Here is an 18,963-nt window from a genome sequence, read left to right as displayed (position 1 = left end):
GGGCCTGCATCCCTACAGAGACGAAGTCACAGAGGAGTTGATGAGAATCGTCACCCTGCCCCATCACGCATGTGTGGCCTGTTGTCCAAGGAGCGGCACTAGCCTTAGTACCGGTGGTTGGCCATCTGGGTTCGGAGCCTTCTTCTCCATGCAGGCAATGCACACGCGCGATGTGGCCATTCAGAAACCACATCGCGTGCCACGCTGCATAACGGCACTAGGCTAGTGCCGCTCCTTGGACTGTTGGCCTTGTATGTGAAACGGCGAAGAGACACACACTGCGCGCACACTGTGACAAAGTCGCCTGGATGCACTTCAACGGTTAACGCGACCAGGATAGGCAACTGTCGCCGCAGCAGGCTGCCGCAGTCTAGGGACGTTGCGCGTCATGCATTCATGACGACCACCGAATGGTCCATCGACTCCTCGCTGCCATGATATGTTATATCATGGTGCAATACCGTCTTCACCAGGCCAAAAAAAGCGCGGCGGATGACTCCGCCGCGCTCACGCGAGAAAGGCTGTTTACTTGATGTGCTTGGAGACCAGCTTGGTCATCTCAAACATGGTGACGGACTTCTTGCCGCCGAACACTGCCTTGAGAGCGTCGTCAGCATTGATCTGGCGCTTGTTCTTGGCGTCCTGGAGGCCATTCTTCTTGATGTAGTCCCAGAGCTTCTTGGTGATCTGGCCGCGCGGAGCGGGCTTGGTGCCGACGACGGCGCCGAGCACGTCATCAGGCTGCACAGGCTTCATCAGAGCGGGGTTCACTTTGCGCTTCTTGGGAGCAGCGGCTTTAGCGGCTTTCTTGGGAGCAGCCTTTTTCGCGGCTGTTTTCTTCGTGGATTTGGTTGCCATAGGGATCAGGTTTGAAGTTAACCCGCACAGGCTATTGAAAAAAACGGCTCTTCGTCAACAGGAATTTGAGAAGGAAGCAGCAACTTTCAAAAGTTTCTTCATCTGCCAGATCGGCGTTTTCCCTACGGAAAACGGTACTTTTGGCTAAAAGTTTTATCTATAGAATATCACAAGTTCACACACGGCTTTAGCGCCTTTTAGCACCCAATCCAAGGCCGTTTGGCGCTTCAAAACGGGGGCTGCAACAGCCTTTTCACTGGGAAAACACGAGAAAGCCGCGCCTGTGCAGCGCGGCTTTCCCTTCGTAGAATCTCTGCGTAACGTGTTCTACTTGCCTTCGTTCCAGAGGATGTGGGTGCCGCTTTTCCCTGCGCAGATGATGTCTTTCCACCCATTGCCGTCGAGATCAGCCACGTTGATCTGAAGGCCGATGCCCGGGCCATCCACCGCCACGTTGAACTTGGAGAATGTCTGCTTCTCCTTGTCCCACTTGAAGTAGTGGATCACCCCCGGCTCATTGTCCCCCGGGTCGCCACCGCTGTGAGCGCGGACACGGCGTCCGGTGATGAGCTCGGGCTGGCCGTCATTGTCCAGGTCCTCCCACGCGAGGGCGTGTGGCTGGGAGAATTTGTCGTCGATCAGGTGGGTGCGCCAGTTGGTGGTGCCGTCCTTGTTGTCGTCGCGACGCTCTTCCCACCAGAGGCCGTAGTTGTGGCCGTTGCCCCAGATGATGTCGTTGCGTCCATCGCCGTTCAGATCTCGCACCTGCATGGGGCAGCTCGCATGGTAGAAGACAAAGTCATTGTGCAAGGTCCACGGCTTTGTGGTCGCGCCATCCTTCGGACGCTCATACCAGCCGTTCTTGAAGACGATGTCTTCCGTGCCATCGCCATTGATGTCGCCAAAGCCGATGCCGTGACCGTTCGTCTGATCGCCAGCTTCATGAATGACCCAGGGCTTCAGGATGGGAGTGCCGGCGTCATCCTTCGCAAGCTTCCAGCACATCATGGGAAGATTGTCGCCCCACGAGTTCACCACGAACTCGGGCACACCATCACCATCCATGTCGCGGAAGGCGGTCCATTCATTCTGGCCGAGCTTCGTATCCACCAGCAGGTGCTGCTTCCACGGCTCGCCCTTCGCGAGGCCTTCTGCCTTCGGGTTTTCATACCAGGAGACTTCACCCTCCATGAAGGACCCGCTGACGATGTCCGTCCATCCGTCACCATTCACATCCCAGGCGTGTTCGGCATTGTTCGTCAGGTAGTCCTTGCCAAAGGCGCGCAGCTTGCGCACGGGCTTCTGCTCCTTGAATTCAGGACCGGCATACCAGAACTCACCAGCACTCACGTCCAGCTTGCCGTCCTTGTTGTAGTCTGCCACGGCGCAGCCCTCGTTGTTGTCCACGTGGAGTTGCTGCACGCGGAACTTCAGTCCCGGTGAAGGTTTGGGCTTGGCGGCAGGAGTTACTGCGGGTTTGGCGGCTGGCTTCTCCTGACCGAGGGCCAGAAGGGACATGCCGAGCACCGCGGCTCCGGCGGCGCACATGAGGGGGAAGCTACTGTTTTTCATGGAAAGAGGTTCATCAAAACGCTTTGCACCGTCAGTGTCATGCTTCAAATTCGCTGAACTCACCCGGCGCGACCTGCTGGCCTGAACTCTTACTCACACACTCGCCATGCTCCACAACGTTTACTTCTGGTTGAAAAAAGACCTCTCCGAGGAACAGCGCACCACCTTTGAGAACGAGCTGATCAAGCTCAAGGAGATTCCCTACCTCGTGCATGGTTTCGTGGGCAAGCCCGCTCCCACACCCGAGCGCCCGGTCACGGACCACTCCTTCGACTACTCCCTGCTCCTGCATTTCAAGAATCTGGAGGATCACGATCACTACCAGACGGATTGCGAGCACCACACGCGCTTCGTTCAGATCTGCAAACCATTCTTTGAACGGGTGGTGGTGTACGACACGTCGCCCATCCACTAGACCAGAGACGGGACCTGACAGTCGGGGTTGGCATTTTTTGCCGGCCCTACTTTTTGAGTGACGGGATGCGCTTTCAGCTATGCTGGGAGCGTTTTTTTGCTTCGCACCATGTCCCGCTCCCGGCTTCTCCTCTTGTTTTCACTGGCGGTGTGTTTCGCCGCCAGTGCCACCGGCTACGCCCAGTCCTCGACTGATTCGCAGCCGTTTCTTGAGCCTGCTGAGCTCGACAAGACGGTGTTTGCGTCGTCCGTTGGAGGAGTGGAAGTGGCTGTTTCGGAAGAGGCGGCGAAAGGCGGGCCCTCGGCGGCGGTCTGGGTGAAAGGCGGCAAGCCCGAGTTCCGCGGAGTGCGCTATGGAGAGGGCAGGGAGCCGGGAACCCGCCACCTGCGCGTAGGATTTGCCAAGTCAGTGGCTCTGGGATCCGTGCTGGTGCGCGGGGGAGGGGCCTTGAGCGTGTTGAAGCCGGATGCGCCCTATCCGGGCAATCTTGCGGATGACTCGCAGTGGATCGTTGCGGAGCGTTTGGAAAAGGGAGTCGGCACCCGGGAGGAAGTGGGGGAGGATGCGTATGGTCTTTGGGTATTGCCCAAGGGAACCAGCACACGCGCCCTGCGCTTCAGTCATGTGCCCGCCCCGGGCGACCGTGAGATGAATGGCTGGCTGGGTGGCGTGTGGCTGCTGCAGGAGCGTTTTGGGAACATGGCTCCACAGTCCCTCGTGCAGTCCGTGGCGCGTGATGATGTGTCTGCGAAGCTCGTGGACGAATCCCACAACAAGCAGTGGCAGACGTGGGACAACGGGGAGAATGGCGCCGCGCTCGCCGTGAGCCCGGAGCATCCGGAAATCGTGACACTCACCTGGTCCAAGCCGGTTCGCCTCAGTGGCCTCTGCCTGCTGTGGACGGGGTTTCAGAGCGTGGATGTCGATGCCTTCACGGGAGGAGACGAGTCGGTGCGTGAGGCACCGGAGTCGAGCTGGAAGCTGGTGACCCAAGGGCGCGACATGGATGCTCTTTATCCCTTGCCTCTGGGGCCGCACTGGCTGGGCTTCGACAAAGAAGTGGAAACCAGGGCTCTACGCCTGCGCATCACCGGCGGCGCCAAGTCCAACCATCCCCACCTCGCCAGCAAGGTGAAGGAAGGAAGGCGTGTGTGGCTGGGGGATGTACTCGCCATCACTCGACTGGGTGAGAAGGAACTGACCTCCATCGTGCTGCCAAAGGCGGAGGAAGAGCCGCCACCCATTCCGGTGAAGTTCACCCTGCCCGAAGCTGGATTGGTTACCTTGGTGATCGAGGACAAGGACAATCGGCGCGTGCGCAATCTCGTCAGCGAAACGCCCTTTCCCGCCGGCGAGAATATCGCCTGGTGGGATGGCAGCGACGACCTGCTGCGTGATCCCCAGGCAGCGAGACATGGGGTATATCATATTCCCACACGTCCGGTGACACCCGGCGAGTACAAGGTGCGCGGCCTGTGGCGCAAACCTGTATCCCTGCATTATGAATTCAGCATCTACAGCGCGGGCAAGCCGGCATGGATGACGGCGGACAAGACCGGCTGCTGGATGACCACGCACACGCCACCCACGAGCATGGCCTTCGTGCCCGGCTCGCGTACGGCAGATGGTGTGCCGCTGGTCTTCATGGGGGCCTATGTGGCTGAGGGTGGCCATGGACTCCAGTGGGTGAAGGAAGATGGCACCAAGCTCGGCGGACAGGGCTGGGTGGGCGGCACGTGGACCGGTGCGCCAACACTGGCGGTCGATGCCGGCAGCCGACCGATTGGAGATGACCTTTGCTATGTGGGCTCCATTTGGGAGGGCGAACTCCGCCTCACGGCAAAAACTCGCAAGCTGGAGGACCGCCCTGTCTTCAAGACCATTCTTGGCAAGGACCCGAACATCAAGAAACCCTCCGATGGTGTGAAGCCGCCGGAACTGGAAGGGTATGATGGGGGAGGGAGGCAGTTCGTGCTCGCAGGCATCGCTGCGCATGACGGCATGATCGTCGGCTCACTCATCCGTCAGAACGAGATCTTCTTCGTGGATGCGAAGAATGCGCAAATGATCGGCCGTGTGCCGGTGGAGAATCCACGTGGTGTGGGTTTTGATTCCCAAGGACGCCTCCTTGCACTCAGCGGCACGAAGTTGCTGCGTTATCCCGCGCTCGATGCCCTGCATCCCACTAAGCTAGGGCAGCCTGAGATCGTGATTGACTCACAGCTGGATGATCCGCGGCATGTCATCACAGATGAAGCAGGCAACTTCCTTGTCTCGGATCGTGGGCAGAGTCATCAGGTGAAGGTCTTTTCTCCGCAGGGCAAGCTCCTGCGCTCGTTCGGAAAGGCGGGTGAGCCGAAGGCTGGTAAGTATGATCCGCTGCACATCAACAACCCGAATGGCATCGCTCTTGATTCGCAAGGGCGCCTGTGGATCGCCGAAGCTGACAACTTCCCCCGGCGTGTTTCCGTGTGGGACAAGGAGGGGAATCTCGAACGCGCCTTCTACGGTCCCACCGAGTACGGCGGTGGCGGGATGCTCGACTCGCGTGATGCGAATGTCTTTTTTTACAAGGGGCTGGAGTTCAAACTCGACTGGGCTGTCGGCAAGGATGAACTCGTGCGCGTGTTCCATCGGCCAGATGAGTTGACCGAGGCTCACGGAGGTCACTATTCGCCGGATGCACCGCTCTACCCTGACTCACGCAAGGGCGAGCGCTACTTCACGAGCTGTTATACGCACAATCCCACCGGCGGTGACCAGGTGGCCTTCCTCTGGAAGGATGATGGCATCACCGCGCGCCTCGTGGCGGCACTCGGCAGCGCCCATGCCTGGTGGGCTTTGCGTGCGCCTGAACTCGCAAGCATCTGGCCGCAAGGCACCAAGCTGGAAGAAGAGAATCCACCTGTGGACAAGCAAGCGTGCTTCGCGTGGACGGACACGAATGGAGACGGCCATCCACAGGCAGATGAGGTCACCGTGCTGAAGGGATCCATGCGTGGCGTCACCGTGATGCCGGATCTGTCTTTTGTGGTGGCGCGTTATGGAGAGAAGTGCATTCGCTATGCGCCCTCCGGTTTCACGGACAAGGGTGCGCCCCGCTACAAACTCGATGCACCTGAAATCGTGGGCCCCTCCGGTGGCCAGCCACCCTCCAGCGGAGGGAATCAGGCGATGCTGCATCCCTCCGGCTGGACACTTTTGACGAACGCGCCCGCTCCCTTCTCTCCATATGGACTGGGAGGCATGTATCAGGGAGAGCCGCGCTGGAGTTATCCCAGTGCGTGGCCCGGCCTGCATGCCAGCCATGAGGCTGCGGTGCCGGATCGCCCCGGCATGGTGGTGGGACACACGCGTCTGCTGAGTGGCTGGGTCCAGCCTCGTGGCGATGGCGGCCCCATGTTCTGCATCAATGGCAACATGGGGAATATGTATCTCTTCACGGCGGATGGACTCTTCGTCTCCACCTTGTTCCATGACATTCGTCTGCGTCCGAACTGGGCTGCGCCCGTGGCCATTCGCAACATGGACGTGACCAATGTGTCCCTGCATGACGAGAACTTCTGGCCGAGCATCACGCAGACTCCTGATGGCAAGGTGTATCTCATCGATGGCGCACGCACGAGTCTCGTTCGCGTGGATGGACTGGAAACCATCAAACGCCTCCCCGAGCAGTCCATCAACATCACGACTGGAGATCTGGAGAAGTCGCGCGACTGGCATGCACGCGTGGAAGCGGCGCGTCAAAAGGCACGTGGCAGCGGCATTCTCAAGGTCGCCCTACGCGCCGAGTCGCCGAAGGTGGATGGGGATTTGAATGACTGGCCCGCCACCACTGATTGGGCATCCATTGATCGGCGGGGCATCAAGGCGAACTTCAACAGTGACTCCAAACCGTATGAAGTAAGTGCCGCAGTCACGGTGAGTGGTGGGCGTCTCTACGCCGCCTGGCGCACGACTGAGAAGGAGCTCCTGAGCAACAGCGCTGAAAGCCCGCAGTCCATTTTCAAAACAGGTGGTTGTCTTGACCTCATGCTTGGTACTGATGCAGCGGCGTCAGCGGAGCGCCCCGCCCCGGTGGCCGGCGATCTCCGGCTGCTGGTCACGCTGGTGAAGGACAAGCCGCTGGCCATGCTCTATCGCGCCAAGGTTCCCGGCACTACCCAGCCGGTCGCCTTCAGCAGCCCGTGGCGTTCCATTCCCATCGATGTGGTGGAGGACGTCACCGCGAAAGTCGAGTTCGCGCAAGACAATGCGGGCAACTACGAGATCAGCGTTCCCCTCGAAGTGCTGGATTGGAAGCCGAAAGCGGGAGAGACGTTCTCCGCAGATCTGGGCGTGCTGCGTGGAGCGAACTTCCAAACCACCCAGCGTGTCTACTGGTCGAACAAGGCCACCGCCATCACCGCAGACGTGCCGAGCGAGGCTGAATTGACACCCAAGCTTTGGGGCAAGTGGCGGGTGGAGAAATGAGAAACATGCCGCCTGCGGTGATGTTGGTTTCACCGTGGGCTCGTGGAATCAATGGCTTGTCAGGACGTTTCGGATCAGGGTAAAATCACCGCGCAGAATCGAACCATACACTTCTTGGTATCCATATGCATGCTCACTCCCTCACGAAGGTTCTGGCCCGTCTTTTGACGGGCTGCACAGTCGCCATGGTGCTGGCCATTCACCTGCCCGCGCAGGCGTCTCCTGAACTCACCGCGCTTCAGCAGCAGTATGACACCTTGATGAAGGAGCGTGTCGTGGGGCCGTATGAGACCGCCGTGAATGAGCTGAATGTCGGCTACATCGGAGGAGTGAACCGACTGATTTCTGAAGCGAAGACCGCGGGTAACCTGGATGCTGTGCTGGTGTACGAGGCGGAAATCAAACGTGTGGGCGCCCGCGAACCACTACCGCCGGACGATGACAAGACACCCAAGGGATTGAAGAATCTGCGAGCCATCTATCGAAATCAGATTGGCAAACTGGATTCGCAAAAGTCCGCAGGCACCACCCTGTTGCTCACGCCTTATGTTGCCCGGTTGAAGGAACTCGAGGTCACCCTTACCAAGGCAGATCGCATCAGCGAGGCACAGGCGGTGAAGAATCACCGTGAAACTCTGGCTGCCGCGGCGGCTCCATCGACCGTGGGGGGAGCTTTCACGAACAGTCTCGGCATGAAATTCGTACCCGTGCCGGGAACTGATATTCTCATGTGCATTCATGAAACACGACGCTCGGACTACGGAACTTATGCTCAGGCGGCATCCGGTGTGAATGGGGCGTGGAAGGACGTGGCTGTCAGCGGCGTCGCGAAGGAGAAGGAGGGCAATCTTCCGGTGACGCGCGTGAGTTGGGCGGATGCCACAGCGTTTTGCGAGTGGCTGAGCAAGAAGGACGGCCGCAGCTATCGCCTTCCCACAGATCGGGAGTGGAGTTTTGCGGTTGGCATTGGACGCGAAGAGGGCAAGGAAGGCACGCCTGACTCCAAAAGCGGTAAACTCGGCGAGGAATATCCGTGGGGCAAAAAGTGGCCGCCGAACAAAGGCGCTGGAAACTTTGCCGACGCTTCCGTGGGCAAAGCATCCCCCGGGAAAGCCTGCATCCAGGACTATGAGGACGGCTTTGTCTCGGCCGCGCCTGTCATGAGCTTCGAAGCGAACAAACTGGGCATCTATGACCTGGGTGGCAATGTCTGGGAATGGTGCAGCGATTGGTACAACGCCTCTCAGGTGGATCGAGTGACGCGCGGCGGTTCCTTCTCGAACCATGAGAAGAACCGCCTGCTGTCCTCTGAGCGTGACCATACGCCTCCGGATCGCCGTGAGCCTGCATTTGGATTCCGCTGCGTGGTGGAGCAGCCCAAGAACAAATGACGGGAGGGAAGTTTGGCACGGGAGATGCCATCACGGGGCTGTGTCGGGCAGGGCTGAATGGACCCCAAGCTCTGGGGCAAGTGGCAGATGGAGTAGATTGACGCCGCCATGGATCAAATTGCCGTCCAGGCGGAAGGGCTGTCCCAATGCCCTGATTGACCGATATTTGACGGTTGCTAACGACATTTTGCCCGATGTGGTTTCATGGGCCCTCAGGGTGCTGGAAGTGCGCGTCTGGAAGCGTTAAAATGCTAGAAATCGTCACTTTCTGATGAGCGCTCGTCATCTTCTTACCACCCTCGCTGTCAGTGCCACGGCAGCGGGAGCGGCGGTTCATGCCGCCTCCACGCCTCCGGCCACGGTCCAGTTTAACCGTGACATCCGTCCCATTCTCGCGGAGGCGTGTTTCCATTGTCATGGTCCGGATCCGGGCACGCGGAAGGCTTCTCTGCGCCTGGATACGGAGCAAGGGTTCTTCGCTGCTCGCGATGGAGGTGACTCCACCGTGGTAAAGGGGCAACCCGGGAAGAGCTCTCTCTACCAGCGCATCATCACCGCGGATGTGGATGATGTGATGCCCCCGCCAGAGTCGCACAAGGATTTGAAGCCGGAGCAGAAGGAGCTGATCAAGAAGTGGATTGAACAAGGTGCTTCCTGGCAGCCTCACTGGTCCTTGGTGAAGCCGGAACGTCCCGCGCTCCCGACGGTCCCGGGGGCGAAGACGGAAGCGAAGAATCCCATCGATCGCTTTGTCGAAGCGAGGCTTGCGACTGCGGGGCTCACACCTGCGCCGGAGGCAGACAAGCACACCCTCATGCGCCGTGTCACGCTGGATCTCACCGGCCTGCCACCCTCACCCGAGGAGGTGGATGCCTTTGTGAGCGACACGCGGCCCGATGCCTATGAGAAACTCGTGGACCGCCTGCTGGATTCCAAGCGCTATGGCGAACACCGCGCCCGCTACTGGCTGGATGCCGCCCGCTATGGTGATACGCACGGCCTGCATTTTGACAACTATCGCGAGATGTGGCTCTACCGCGATTGGGTGGTGAACGCCTTCAACAAGAACGAGCCGTTTGATGCCTTCACGGTCGAGCAGATCGCGGGCGACTTGTTGCCTAATCGAACGGATGATCAGTTGATCGCTACCGGCTTCCAGCGCTGCAACATCACCACCAATGAAGGTGGCACCATCGATGAGGAGAACCTTGCCCTCTACGCTGCCGACCGTGTGCAGACGCTCGGCTGGGTCTATATGGGTTTCACGGTGAATTGCGCCCAGTGCCACGATCACAAGTTCGATCCCATCACCACCAAGGACTACTATGCGCTGGCTGCCTTCTTCAGGAACACCACCCAAGGTGCGAAGGACCTCAACCAGAAGGACAGCGGACCCATTCTCGTGGTGCCGTCCGGCAAGGACAAGACACGCTGGACGGCATTGCCGAAGGAAATTGAAGTCGCAAGCGCGGCCCGCACGGAACGGAAGAAAGTGGCACGCGCAGAGTTCGACCAGTGGCTGGCCTCCGCGAAGCCGGACACACTGGACAAGGATGTGCCCTCGGATGGCATTGTGGCCCATGTGCCGCTCAATGAAGGAGTGGGCAATGAAGTGCAGGCCATCTGCGGCCCGCCGCGTACCATCAAGGCCACCGGTGAAATCTCCTGGGCACCGGATGGCAAGCTGGGTCCGGCCCCCGTATTGAAATCCGGCAGCACCTTCGTGCTTGGTGACGAAGGCGACTTCGAGCAGAAGCAGTCTTTCAGCTACGGAGCGTGGATCAAGGCGGGAAGAAATGGCGTGTACGGAGGCATCATCGCCCGCATGGATGAGAAGGGGCAATACCGCGGCTGGGATCTTTTCCAGGCGGATCGCGGGCTTGCCGTTCACATCGTGAGTGACTGGCCGGAGGATGCACTCAAGGTCAGCACGCGGAATGCAGTGCTGAAGCCCGGCACCTGGCAGCATGTGTTTGTGACCTACAACGGCTCGGGCAAGGCCAATGGCATCAAGATGTATGTCGATGGTGTGGAACAGAAGCTCAACACCGAGAACGCCACACTGAAGCCGACCAGCAGCATCCGCACGCAGACGCCCCTGCGCATCGGCCAGCGCAGTGATGTGCAGACCTTTGAAGGAGGCTCGGTGCAGGACGCGCGTGTTTACGCGAGAGCACTCTCCCCGGAAGAAGTGAAGCGCATCTCTGAGATGGGGCCGCTGCGTGCCATCCTTGCCGCGGCGTCTGACAAGCGCACGCCGCAGCAGCGCAATGCCCTGTATGACCACTACCTGATCACGCGCGACGAGTCTTACAAGAAGCTCAACAAGTCGGTGGTCGATCTCGAAAAGGAAAAAACAGACATCAAGGCCCGCAGTCCCATCACCCACGTCCAGGAGGAAGTGATGAACGTCAAACCCATGACGCCGATCCTCATGCGTGGTGAGTATGACAAGAAGGGGGACGTGGTCGAGGCCGGCACGCCCGCGGCCCTTGGCCCCGCGATGCCCACGGATGCTCCGCAGAACAGGCTTGGTCTTGCGAAGTGGCTGGTCGATCCCAACAACCCGCTGACCGCCCGTGTGACGATGAACCGCTTCTGGCAGGAGCTCTTCGGCCAGGGGCTGGTGAAGACCAGTGAGGACTTCGGCATCATGGGCAGCGCGCCCAGCCATCCGGAGCTGCTCGACTGGCTGTCCGTCGAGTTCCGCGAAAGCGGCTGGGACATGAAGCACATGTTCAAGCTCATGCTCACCTCCGCGACGTACAAGCAGGCAGCGCTCGCCACGCCGGAGAAGCTGGAGAAGGATCGCGACAACGCCCTGCTCAGCCGCGGCCCTCGCTTCCGCATGGATGCGGAGATGGTGCGTGACTACGCACTCGCTGCGAGCGGCACACTTTCACCTACCATGGGTGGTCCGGGCACCCGTCCCTATCAGCCGGAGAATATCTGGGAGATTGTGGGGCTCGCCGGTGGCAACACGCGCAACTACGTGCAGGACACCGGTGAAGGGCTCTACCGCCGCACGCTGTACAATTTCTGGAAGCGCATGGCGCCTTCGCCAAACATGGAGGCCTTCAACGCGCCCAGCCGTGAGACAAGCTGCGTACGCCGTGAGCGTACCAACACGCCGCTGCAGGCGCTGGTGACCATGAATGACCCTCAGTTCGTGGAAGCCGCGAGGAACCTGGCTCAGCATGCCATGCAGTATGGGAAGGGCGACTCGGCGAAAGCCGTCGGCTACGTCGCAAATCAGCTGCTTTGCAGACCGCTCAAGCCGGAGGAGAATGCGATTGTGCAGGCCAGCTTGACCGACTTGCTGGCACATTACCGATCCAAGCCTGAAGACGCTTCCGCTCTTATCGGCGTAGGCGCGACGAAGGCCGACTCTTTCCTCGACCCCGCGCAACTCGCTGCCTGGACCATGCTCTGCAATCAGATCATGAACTTGGATGAAGTGCTGAACAAATAATCGCGCCCGTTTTTCCGTCATGAATGCATCCTTTCCGTTCAACCCCATGGAAACCCGCCGGCACTTCTTCACGCGCGGCGGCCACCTCCTTGGCTCAGCAGCGCTGACTTCACTTCTAGGTGAGGCGTTCCTTCAGCAGGCGTCCGGTGCGGCCTCTGCTTCAGCGTCCAAGGGGACCAATCCGCTCGGTCCGCATTTCACACCGAAGGCCAAGCGCGTGATCTACCTGCACATGGTGGGTGGTCCCTCGCAGATGGATCTCTTCGACTACAAGCCGGAGATGCCGAAGTGGTATGACAAGGACCTGCCCGACTCCGTGCGCAAGGGGCAGCGTCTCACCACCATGACGAGCGGGCAGGCGCGCTTCCCCATCGCTCCTTCGAAGTTTCGCTTCGAGCAAGCGGGCCAGTGCGGCATGTGGATGAATACCGAGTTGCTGCCCTACTTGAGCAAGAGTGCGGATGACATGTGCTTCATCCGCTCCATGCACACGGAGGCCATCAATCACGAGCCGGCCATCGCGGCGATGCAGACGGGCAATCAGGTGACAGGCCGGCCGTGCCTCGGTTCGTGGGCCTCTTACGGACTGGGCTCGATGAACCAGAACCTGCCGACCTTTGTGGTTTTGGTGGCCACGCCCACCAATCGTGAACAGGAGCAGGCCATCTCCTCCCGCTTGTGGTCCAGCGGCTTTCTTCCCGGTGAGCACGCGGGCGTTTCCTTTCGCAGCAAGGGTGATCCCATCCTCTTCATCAATAATCCTCCCGGGGTATCCGACTCCGTGCGCCGTCGGACCATTGATGGCCTCAATGCGCTGAACTCGCTGAACTTCCAGCGCACCGGAGATCCGGAAACACAGACGCGCATCCAGCAGTATGAGATGGCCTTCCGCATGCAGGCGAGTGTGCCGGAGCTTACGGACTTTGCCAGCGAGCCGGAGCACACTTTCAAGATGTATGGTGATGCTGCGAAGACCCCTGGCTCTTTTGCGAACTCAGTCCTCATGGCTCGTCGTCTCGCCGAGCGCGGGGTGAGGTTCGTCCAGATATATCACAACAACTGGGATCACCACTCCAACGTCTCCGGTCGCATGCCCAGCCAGTGCAAGGATATCGACCAGCCCTGCCATGCCCTTATCGAGGACCTCAAGCAGCGCGGTATGTTTGATGACACGCTCATCATCTGGGGCGGCGAATTCGGCCGCACCATCTACTCACAGGGTGGCCTTTCGAAGGAAAACTATGGACGCGATCACCATCCGCGCTGTTTCAGCATGTGGATGGCCGGTGGCGGTGCCAAGGGTGGCGTGATCCATGGAGAGACGGATGATTTCAGCTACAACATCGTGAAGGATCCGGTGCACGTCCGCGACTTCCACGCCACGGTTCTGCATCTCCTCGGTTTCAATCACGAGCGCTTTGTTTATAAGCACCAGGGCCTGGACGGCAAGCTCACGGGCGTGGAAGAAGCGCATCTGGTGAAGCCGTTGATCAGTTGATGCTGCCTGGGCTTGTGAACGGATTGCCAGACAGCGACAAATCTCTGGTCTTCTTATTCTAACGATAAAGTCACGAGAACGCGCGGCGTTTGGGCACACTTCTATTTCGTAACAGAAAGGTCACGCAATAGAAACTGCGCCAACGCAGTGATTGCTTACTAACGGGGCCCCCCATGCCCCCATCTTCGAATCGTTGTTGTCGTCGTCATTCACGCCACCATTTCCGAACCCGCTTCAAGACTGCTACTGCGGGTCTTGCATGCGTGGTGCTTGCTCTTACCAGCGTGGTCGTACAGGCGCAGTCCGTCTGGTCGACGGGTGACGCAACGTGGTCTGATCCGGCCTCGTGGAATTCTGCAACACTTCCAGTCAGTGCGGACTACACCCGGTTGCAGTTTGGCGGCAGCTCCAGCTACACCGCGACCAACAACCTCGGTGACTTCACTTTAAACAAGCTGGTTTTCAACCCGACGGCGGGCACCGTCACCGTGGCGGGTGATACCGCGAACCAACTCATCTTTGCCCGTTCAAGCTTCGCCGAACTGCCAACGCTAACCCACACCGGCGCTGGCACTGTCACCATCTCCGCTCCGATCGTGTACAGCGGCAATACCACAGTGACCAACGCTGGATCCGGAAGCCTCATCCTCAGCGGTAACCAGATCTACACCAACGGTACAAAGCAGACCTTCATCAATGCCGGCACGGGTGTCTTCACATTGCCGCTGATCGATGGCAACCAATACGCTGAAACTGCCGGCTCCTTTGCGGGCACTGGCGTGGTGTTGAATTTTATCAATAACAACACTGCCCCTAGCAGTTTCAATATCGGCGACCTGACCAGCGTCGGGAACATGACGTTGAACATCGGAGGCACCGGCACCGTGCGGTTCGCGGGTGCGAGTGGCGGTCTCTTCGATGGCGCGGGCGTTCTCAATGTGCTGGCGGGCGCCACGTTTGACTTCAATGGAAACGGAGAGAGCATGGGCGCCATCTCAGGCGCGGGGACCATCAACATCAATGGTGGTGTAAATATGGATGGTGCCGATGGTGTTTTCGAATTTTCAGGGACACTCACCGGATCGAGTTCGGCAACCGTCGCCGTTAGCAAGGCGGCGCATACCTTGGTGCTTTCTGGTTCCACCAGCAACTACACGGGTGCTACCACCATCAACGGAGGACGGACCATCGTGAACGCCAATGCTCCAAACGGTAGCACAGGAGGCTCTGGCGCCTTGGGGAACGCCACCTCGGAAGTGCTTGTTGGCAATACGAGTGGGGCTCTCAATGCCGCTCTTCTCATCGGAAAAGGCGGAGTGACCATTGGTCGCAACATTCGCCTCCGCAGCGGCAACACGGGTGTCGCTACGCTGGGCGGCCTCAATGACTCCGGCACGGTCACCTATAGTGGGAACGTTTTTCTGGGCAGCAACGGAACTGCCTCTGTCGCCGCTGTCGCCAAGGGCCTGACCATCCAGACCACGAAAGGCGGGACCGTGGCATTCACCGGGAATTTGCTTCGGGCTACCTCTTTCGCCTCTGGCGATACCGACACTCTCACCGTGACCGGTGGTGGCACCGCGATTCTGAAAGGCAGCAACACCTTCACGGGAGCTACCACGGTATCGGGTGGCAAGCTGGTGCTGGACTACACGGCGAACAATACTTCGAAGCTCAGCCAGACAGCATCCCTCACGCTCAATGGCGGTTCTCTTGAAGTGGTGGGCAGCAATGCAGACGTGACCTTCCAGACCGTTGGCGGTTTGGTTGTCGGGAATGGCACTGGCGTTCGGGGAGGGGGAGGGCGTATCACTGTGACCAGTGGTGCAAATCAGTCTGTCGTGCTGACTCTCGGTACGATCACGCGCAACACAGGAGCCACGATCGACTTCGCCACCGTCAATACTGGCAGTGGCACAGCCATTATTTTTGCCAGCGCGGCGAACAACTCTGCGGGTATCTTGGGATCCTACGCGACCTACAATCGTAGTGATTGGGCCGTCGTGGACGGATCGGCCTCCATCACCGAGCTGAGTGCGGCCAGCTACAGCAGCAGCTTCGGCGCGGGACTGCACACCAGCCTCGCTGGAAACACGGCGCTGGCAGCAGGAGGTGCTACAAGCAACACGCTTCGGATCACAGGCGCTGCCGCAGTCACCTTTGCAGCAGCAGCTGATACACTCACCTTGCAGAATGGTGGTCTCCTTGTGACACCCACGGCTGGAGCCACCAGCATTGGCACGACCAGTGTGCGTGGGAACCTCGCTTCCAGTACGGGTGAGATCATCATCCACCAAAACAGCACTGCTGGAGCTCTCACGGTTCATTCGGTGATTTCGGGTACTACGACCCTGACCAAAGACGGCGACGGCACCCTGATTCTCACCGGCACAAACACCCACACGGGCGGCACCTACATCAACGGAGGTACGGTGCAGGTCACCACCTCTGCCAATTTCGGTGCCAACGCCTCCGAGGTCTTCATCAACAACGCCACCCTCATTGTCGCTGCCGCCACTGGCGTTACCAATGTGCTAGGCACCCATCTCATCACGATCGGTTCTGCGGGCGCCACCATTGAGATCACCGGTGAAAACCAGAGCGTCGGCAACGGCGCTTTCCGAGGTTCCGGCACCCTGACCAAGACGGGCACGGGTTCCATCAGTTTTGGTACGGCTCTCAACCCCTTCACCGGCAATATCGTCATCAATCAGGGCCAGATCATCATGAACAGCGAACAGCTCAATAACGCTGGATTGATCACCGTGAACAACGGCGGCAGCTACACGATTACTGACGACACGAGCAGCACCTTCCAGGATGCCTCCACCACCAATCCGGATGGAAGGCGTATTGTCATCAATGGTGACGGCTACAACAATCTCGGCGCGATCCGCCTGACCGACCAGACAGCCGATGACGTGAGTATTGACCCAAGAATCACGCTCAACCGTGAAATCGTGCTCCAGACAACCTCACGCATCGAGGTGGTGAACGGCACCGACACCGGCTCCTTCTCGCAGCTCACCTTCGGCGGCAATGTCACCGGCCCGGGCGGCCTGGTGAAAACTGGCAATGGCGGCCTCGTGCTCACTGCGCGCGACAACACCTACAGCGGTGCCACGGAAGTACGCAATGGCATTCTCGCCATCAGCAGCGGCAACGATCGCCTGCCCACCGGCACCACCGTCACGCTCGGCACCGCTTCCACGTCCACCTCAGGCGTGCTTCGGCTCAATGGCTATTCCCAAATCATCGCCGGGCTCGCCACTACCGGCAGCGGCACGGCCAATGCAGTTGTCGGCGGGAGCGCTGCCAGCACCAGCCGGCTTGAAGTGAAAGTGGCCTCCGGCTCGCAGACCTATGCCGGATCACTCGGCGGTACGGGTACTACTTTCCAGGCGGGGAACAACCATGCGGACAACAATCTCGACTTCGTCAAGAGTGGAGCAGGCTCCCTGACACTCACTAAGGCCAGTACCTACAGCGGAAGCACCATCGTCCAGGAAGGCAAGCTCCTCCTCGGCAATGCCCAGGCCCTTGGCGGTACGGGCGCCAGCTATACAAATGGCAAGGGTGGCACCGCCGTGGAGAACGGGGCCACGCTGGATCTCAACGGCCAGGAAAACGTGCAGGAGGTCATTACCCTCAATGGCCATGGCGCAGGTGGCGGGGGCGCGTTGGTGAACAACAACATCGGAACCACGGCGAGCCTTGGCAGTGGTGTCGCCTCTCTCAGTTTCTCCACCGCCGCTTCCACCGGCTGGGCAGCGGGAACCTCCATCACCATCGCCCCGCCGACCTCCGAGACTGGAATGTCTGCCGCCGCCACCGGCTCTTTTGGCCTCTCCTCCGCGAGCATCACCATTACCAATGGTGGTGCGGGTTTCGACCTGAATGATGCAAACATCACCATCACCGGCGGTGGCGGCAGCGGGGCGGTATTGCAGCCGGTTTTTGGACTTACCACCGCCGCCCTTACTGTTACCTCTGGCACCACCACCTACTCGGTAGCTCCCACCGTGGTCCTGCCCAACGGTGCCACCGGCGTCGCCAATCTGGATGCATCAGGGAAAGTGGTCAGCATCACGGTCACGAATCCCGGCACCGGTTTCCGCGGTGCGCTCTCCGCCGCCCAGCAGACTGCCATCTTTTCCGGTGGCACCGTCCTCTCCCAAGGGACCAATCCCACCGTCGTTTCCAATGACACCAATTTTATTATTGTTGGGGTGACCGTCATCAACCCCGGCACGGGCTACACCTCTGCGCCCACCATTGCCATCGCCGGCAGCAGTCCCGGGACTGCGACCGCTGTGGCAAACGCGCAGAACTTCGTGCTCAATGGCTTTACCCTGGCAGACTCTGGTTCCGGCTACGAGTCCGCGCCTACGGTGACCATTACCAACCCGGACGGCACGGCCGCTGCCACCGCCACGGCAAACCTCACCTCCGTCGTTCTCGCATCCGACTCCAGCGTGGGTGGCGCGGGCAATTTGATCCTGAATCCGGTGATCTCAGGCGAACATGGCCTGACCAAGGTCGGTGCAGGGACCACCACCTTGGCAGGGAATAACCTGTACACCGGAAACACCACCGTCAGTGAAGGCACGTTGCTGGCGGCCAATATCAAGGGTTCGGCTTCCGGCTCAGGAAATGTGACGGTGCAATCGGGTGCCACCTTGGGTGGTTCTGGCTATATCGGAAAAGCAGCTGGCAGCGCGGCGTCACCCGCAAGCAACACCAGCATCACCGTATCCTCCGGCGCCAAGCTCATGGTAGGAGACTCGCACAATCGTCCGTTTTTCCTGAGTGCCACTCCCGCGAAGCTCACGCTTCAAACGGGAGGTGATGGGATAACCAGCGGCATCATCAGCCTTCTCGGTACCGTGCAGCTTGATATCTTCGATAAATATACAGAGGGGGAAGATCCGATTTATTTTAATGACTCGCTCGTGCTCAACAGCGCCAACCAGGTGGTCATCGGAGGCACCCTTGAAGTGCGTGACACCACAGGGATGTCCGGACTGACGTGGGGGGTGGGGGACTTCTGGCAACTCTTCGACTGGTCTGGTGTCATACCCGGTATCAATTACAGCGGTGGTTTCCAGAACTTCGTGCTTCCCGATCTGGCCACAGGGCTGAAGTGGGACACCAGTGAGATCTACACCACCGGCGTCATCTCGGTCGCCGTCATCCCAGAGCCGGGACGCATGATGCTGCTCGCCCTGGCATTCTCCGCCGCAGTGCTTCGCCGCAGGAGAACGCGGTGAACTCTGGCAGGGAT

The 18,963-nt window shown here is 59.6% G+C and carries 8 protein-coding genes; 6 read left to right on the top strand and 2 right to left on the bottom strand.

Annotated elements, in window-relative coordinates:
- Positions 1 to 525: 525 nt before the first annotated feature.
- Complete coding sequence (locus tag G5S37_RS21500; protein WP_165206500.1) at positions 526 to 858, bottom strand: SWIB/MDM2 domain-containing protein; 333 nt, start codon at positions 856 to 858, stop codon at positions 526 to 528.
- Between the two features lie 327 nt (positions 859 to 1,185).
- Positions 1,186 to 2,430: a VCBS repeat-containing protein gene (locus G5S37_RS21495; RefSeq protein ID WP_165206498.1), complete on the bottom strand. Its 1,245-nt coding sequence runs from the start codon at positions 2,428 to 2,430 to the stop codon at positions 1,186 to 1,188.
- A 106-nt stretch (positions 2,431 to 2,536) separates the two neighbouring features.
- Between G5S37_RS21495 and G5S37_RS21490 the strand changes: the two genes are divergently transcribed.
- The 6 genes from G5S37_RS21490 to G5S37_RS21465 all read left to right on the top strand — a co-directional run bounded on the left by G5S37_RS21490 (position 2,537) and on the right by G5S37_RS21465 (position 18,949).
- On the top strand, positions 2,537 to 2,845 hold the full coding sequence (locus G5S37_RS21490; RefSeq protein ID WP_165206497.1) for a Dabb family protein: 309 nt from the start codon (positions 2,537 to 2,539) through the stop codon (positions 2,843 to 2,845).
- A gap of 108 nt (positions 2,846 to 2,953) precedes the next feature.
- A complete protein-coding gene (locus G5S37_RS21485) occupies positions 2,954 to 7,318 on the top strand; it encodes a hypothetical protein (RefSeq protein ID WP_165206495.1) in 4,365 nt (1,454 codons plus the stop codon).
- Between the two features lie 125 nt (positions 7,319 to 7,443).
- Positions 7,444 to 8,709 carry an SUMF1/EgtB/PvdO family nonheme iron enzyme gene (locus G5S37_RS21480; protein ID WP_165206494.1) on the top strand — a complete coding sequence of 422 codons (1,266 nt, stop codon included), beginning with the start codon at positions 7,444 to 7,446 and terminating at the stop codon, positions 8,707 to 8,709.
- A 271-nt stretch (positions 8,710 to 8,980) separates the two neighbouring features.
- Positions 8,981 to 12,181, top strand: a complete 3,201-nt coding sequence (locus tag G5S37_RS21475; protein ID WP_165206493.1) for a DUF1553 domain-containing protein — start codon at positions 8,981 to 8,983, stop codon at positions 12,179 to 12,181.
- A 19-nt stretch (positions 12,182 to 12,200) separates the two neighbouring features.
- A complete protein-coding gene (locus tag G5S37_RS21470) occupies positions 12,201 to 13,679 on the top strand; it encodes a DUF1501 domain-containing protein (RefSeq protein WP_165206492.1) in 1,479 nt (492 codons plus the stop codon).
- 266 nt (positions 13,680 to 13,945) lie between these two features.
- Positions 13,946 to 18,949, top strand: coding sequence for an autotransporter-associated beta strand repeat-containing protein (locus tag G5S37_RS21465; RefSeq protein ID WP_165206491.1), 5,004 nt, complete (start codon positions 13,946 to 13,948; stop codon positions 18,947 to 18,949).
- Positions 18,950 to 18,963 lie beyond the last annotated feature (14 nt).

The sequence above is a fragment of the Roseimicrobium sp. ORNL1 genome (genome assembly GCF_011044495.1).
Classification (GTDB): Bacteria; Verrucomicrobiota; Verrucomicrobiia; order Verrucomicrobiales; family Verrucomicrobiaceae; genus Roseimicrobium.
Note: the sequence above shows the minus strand (reverse complement) of the source record. Positions and strands in the feature narration are given on the sequence as shown.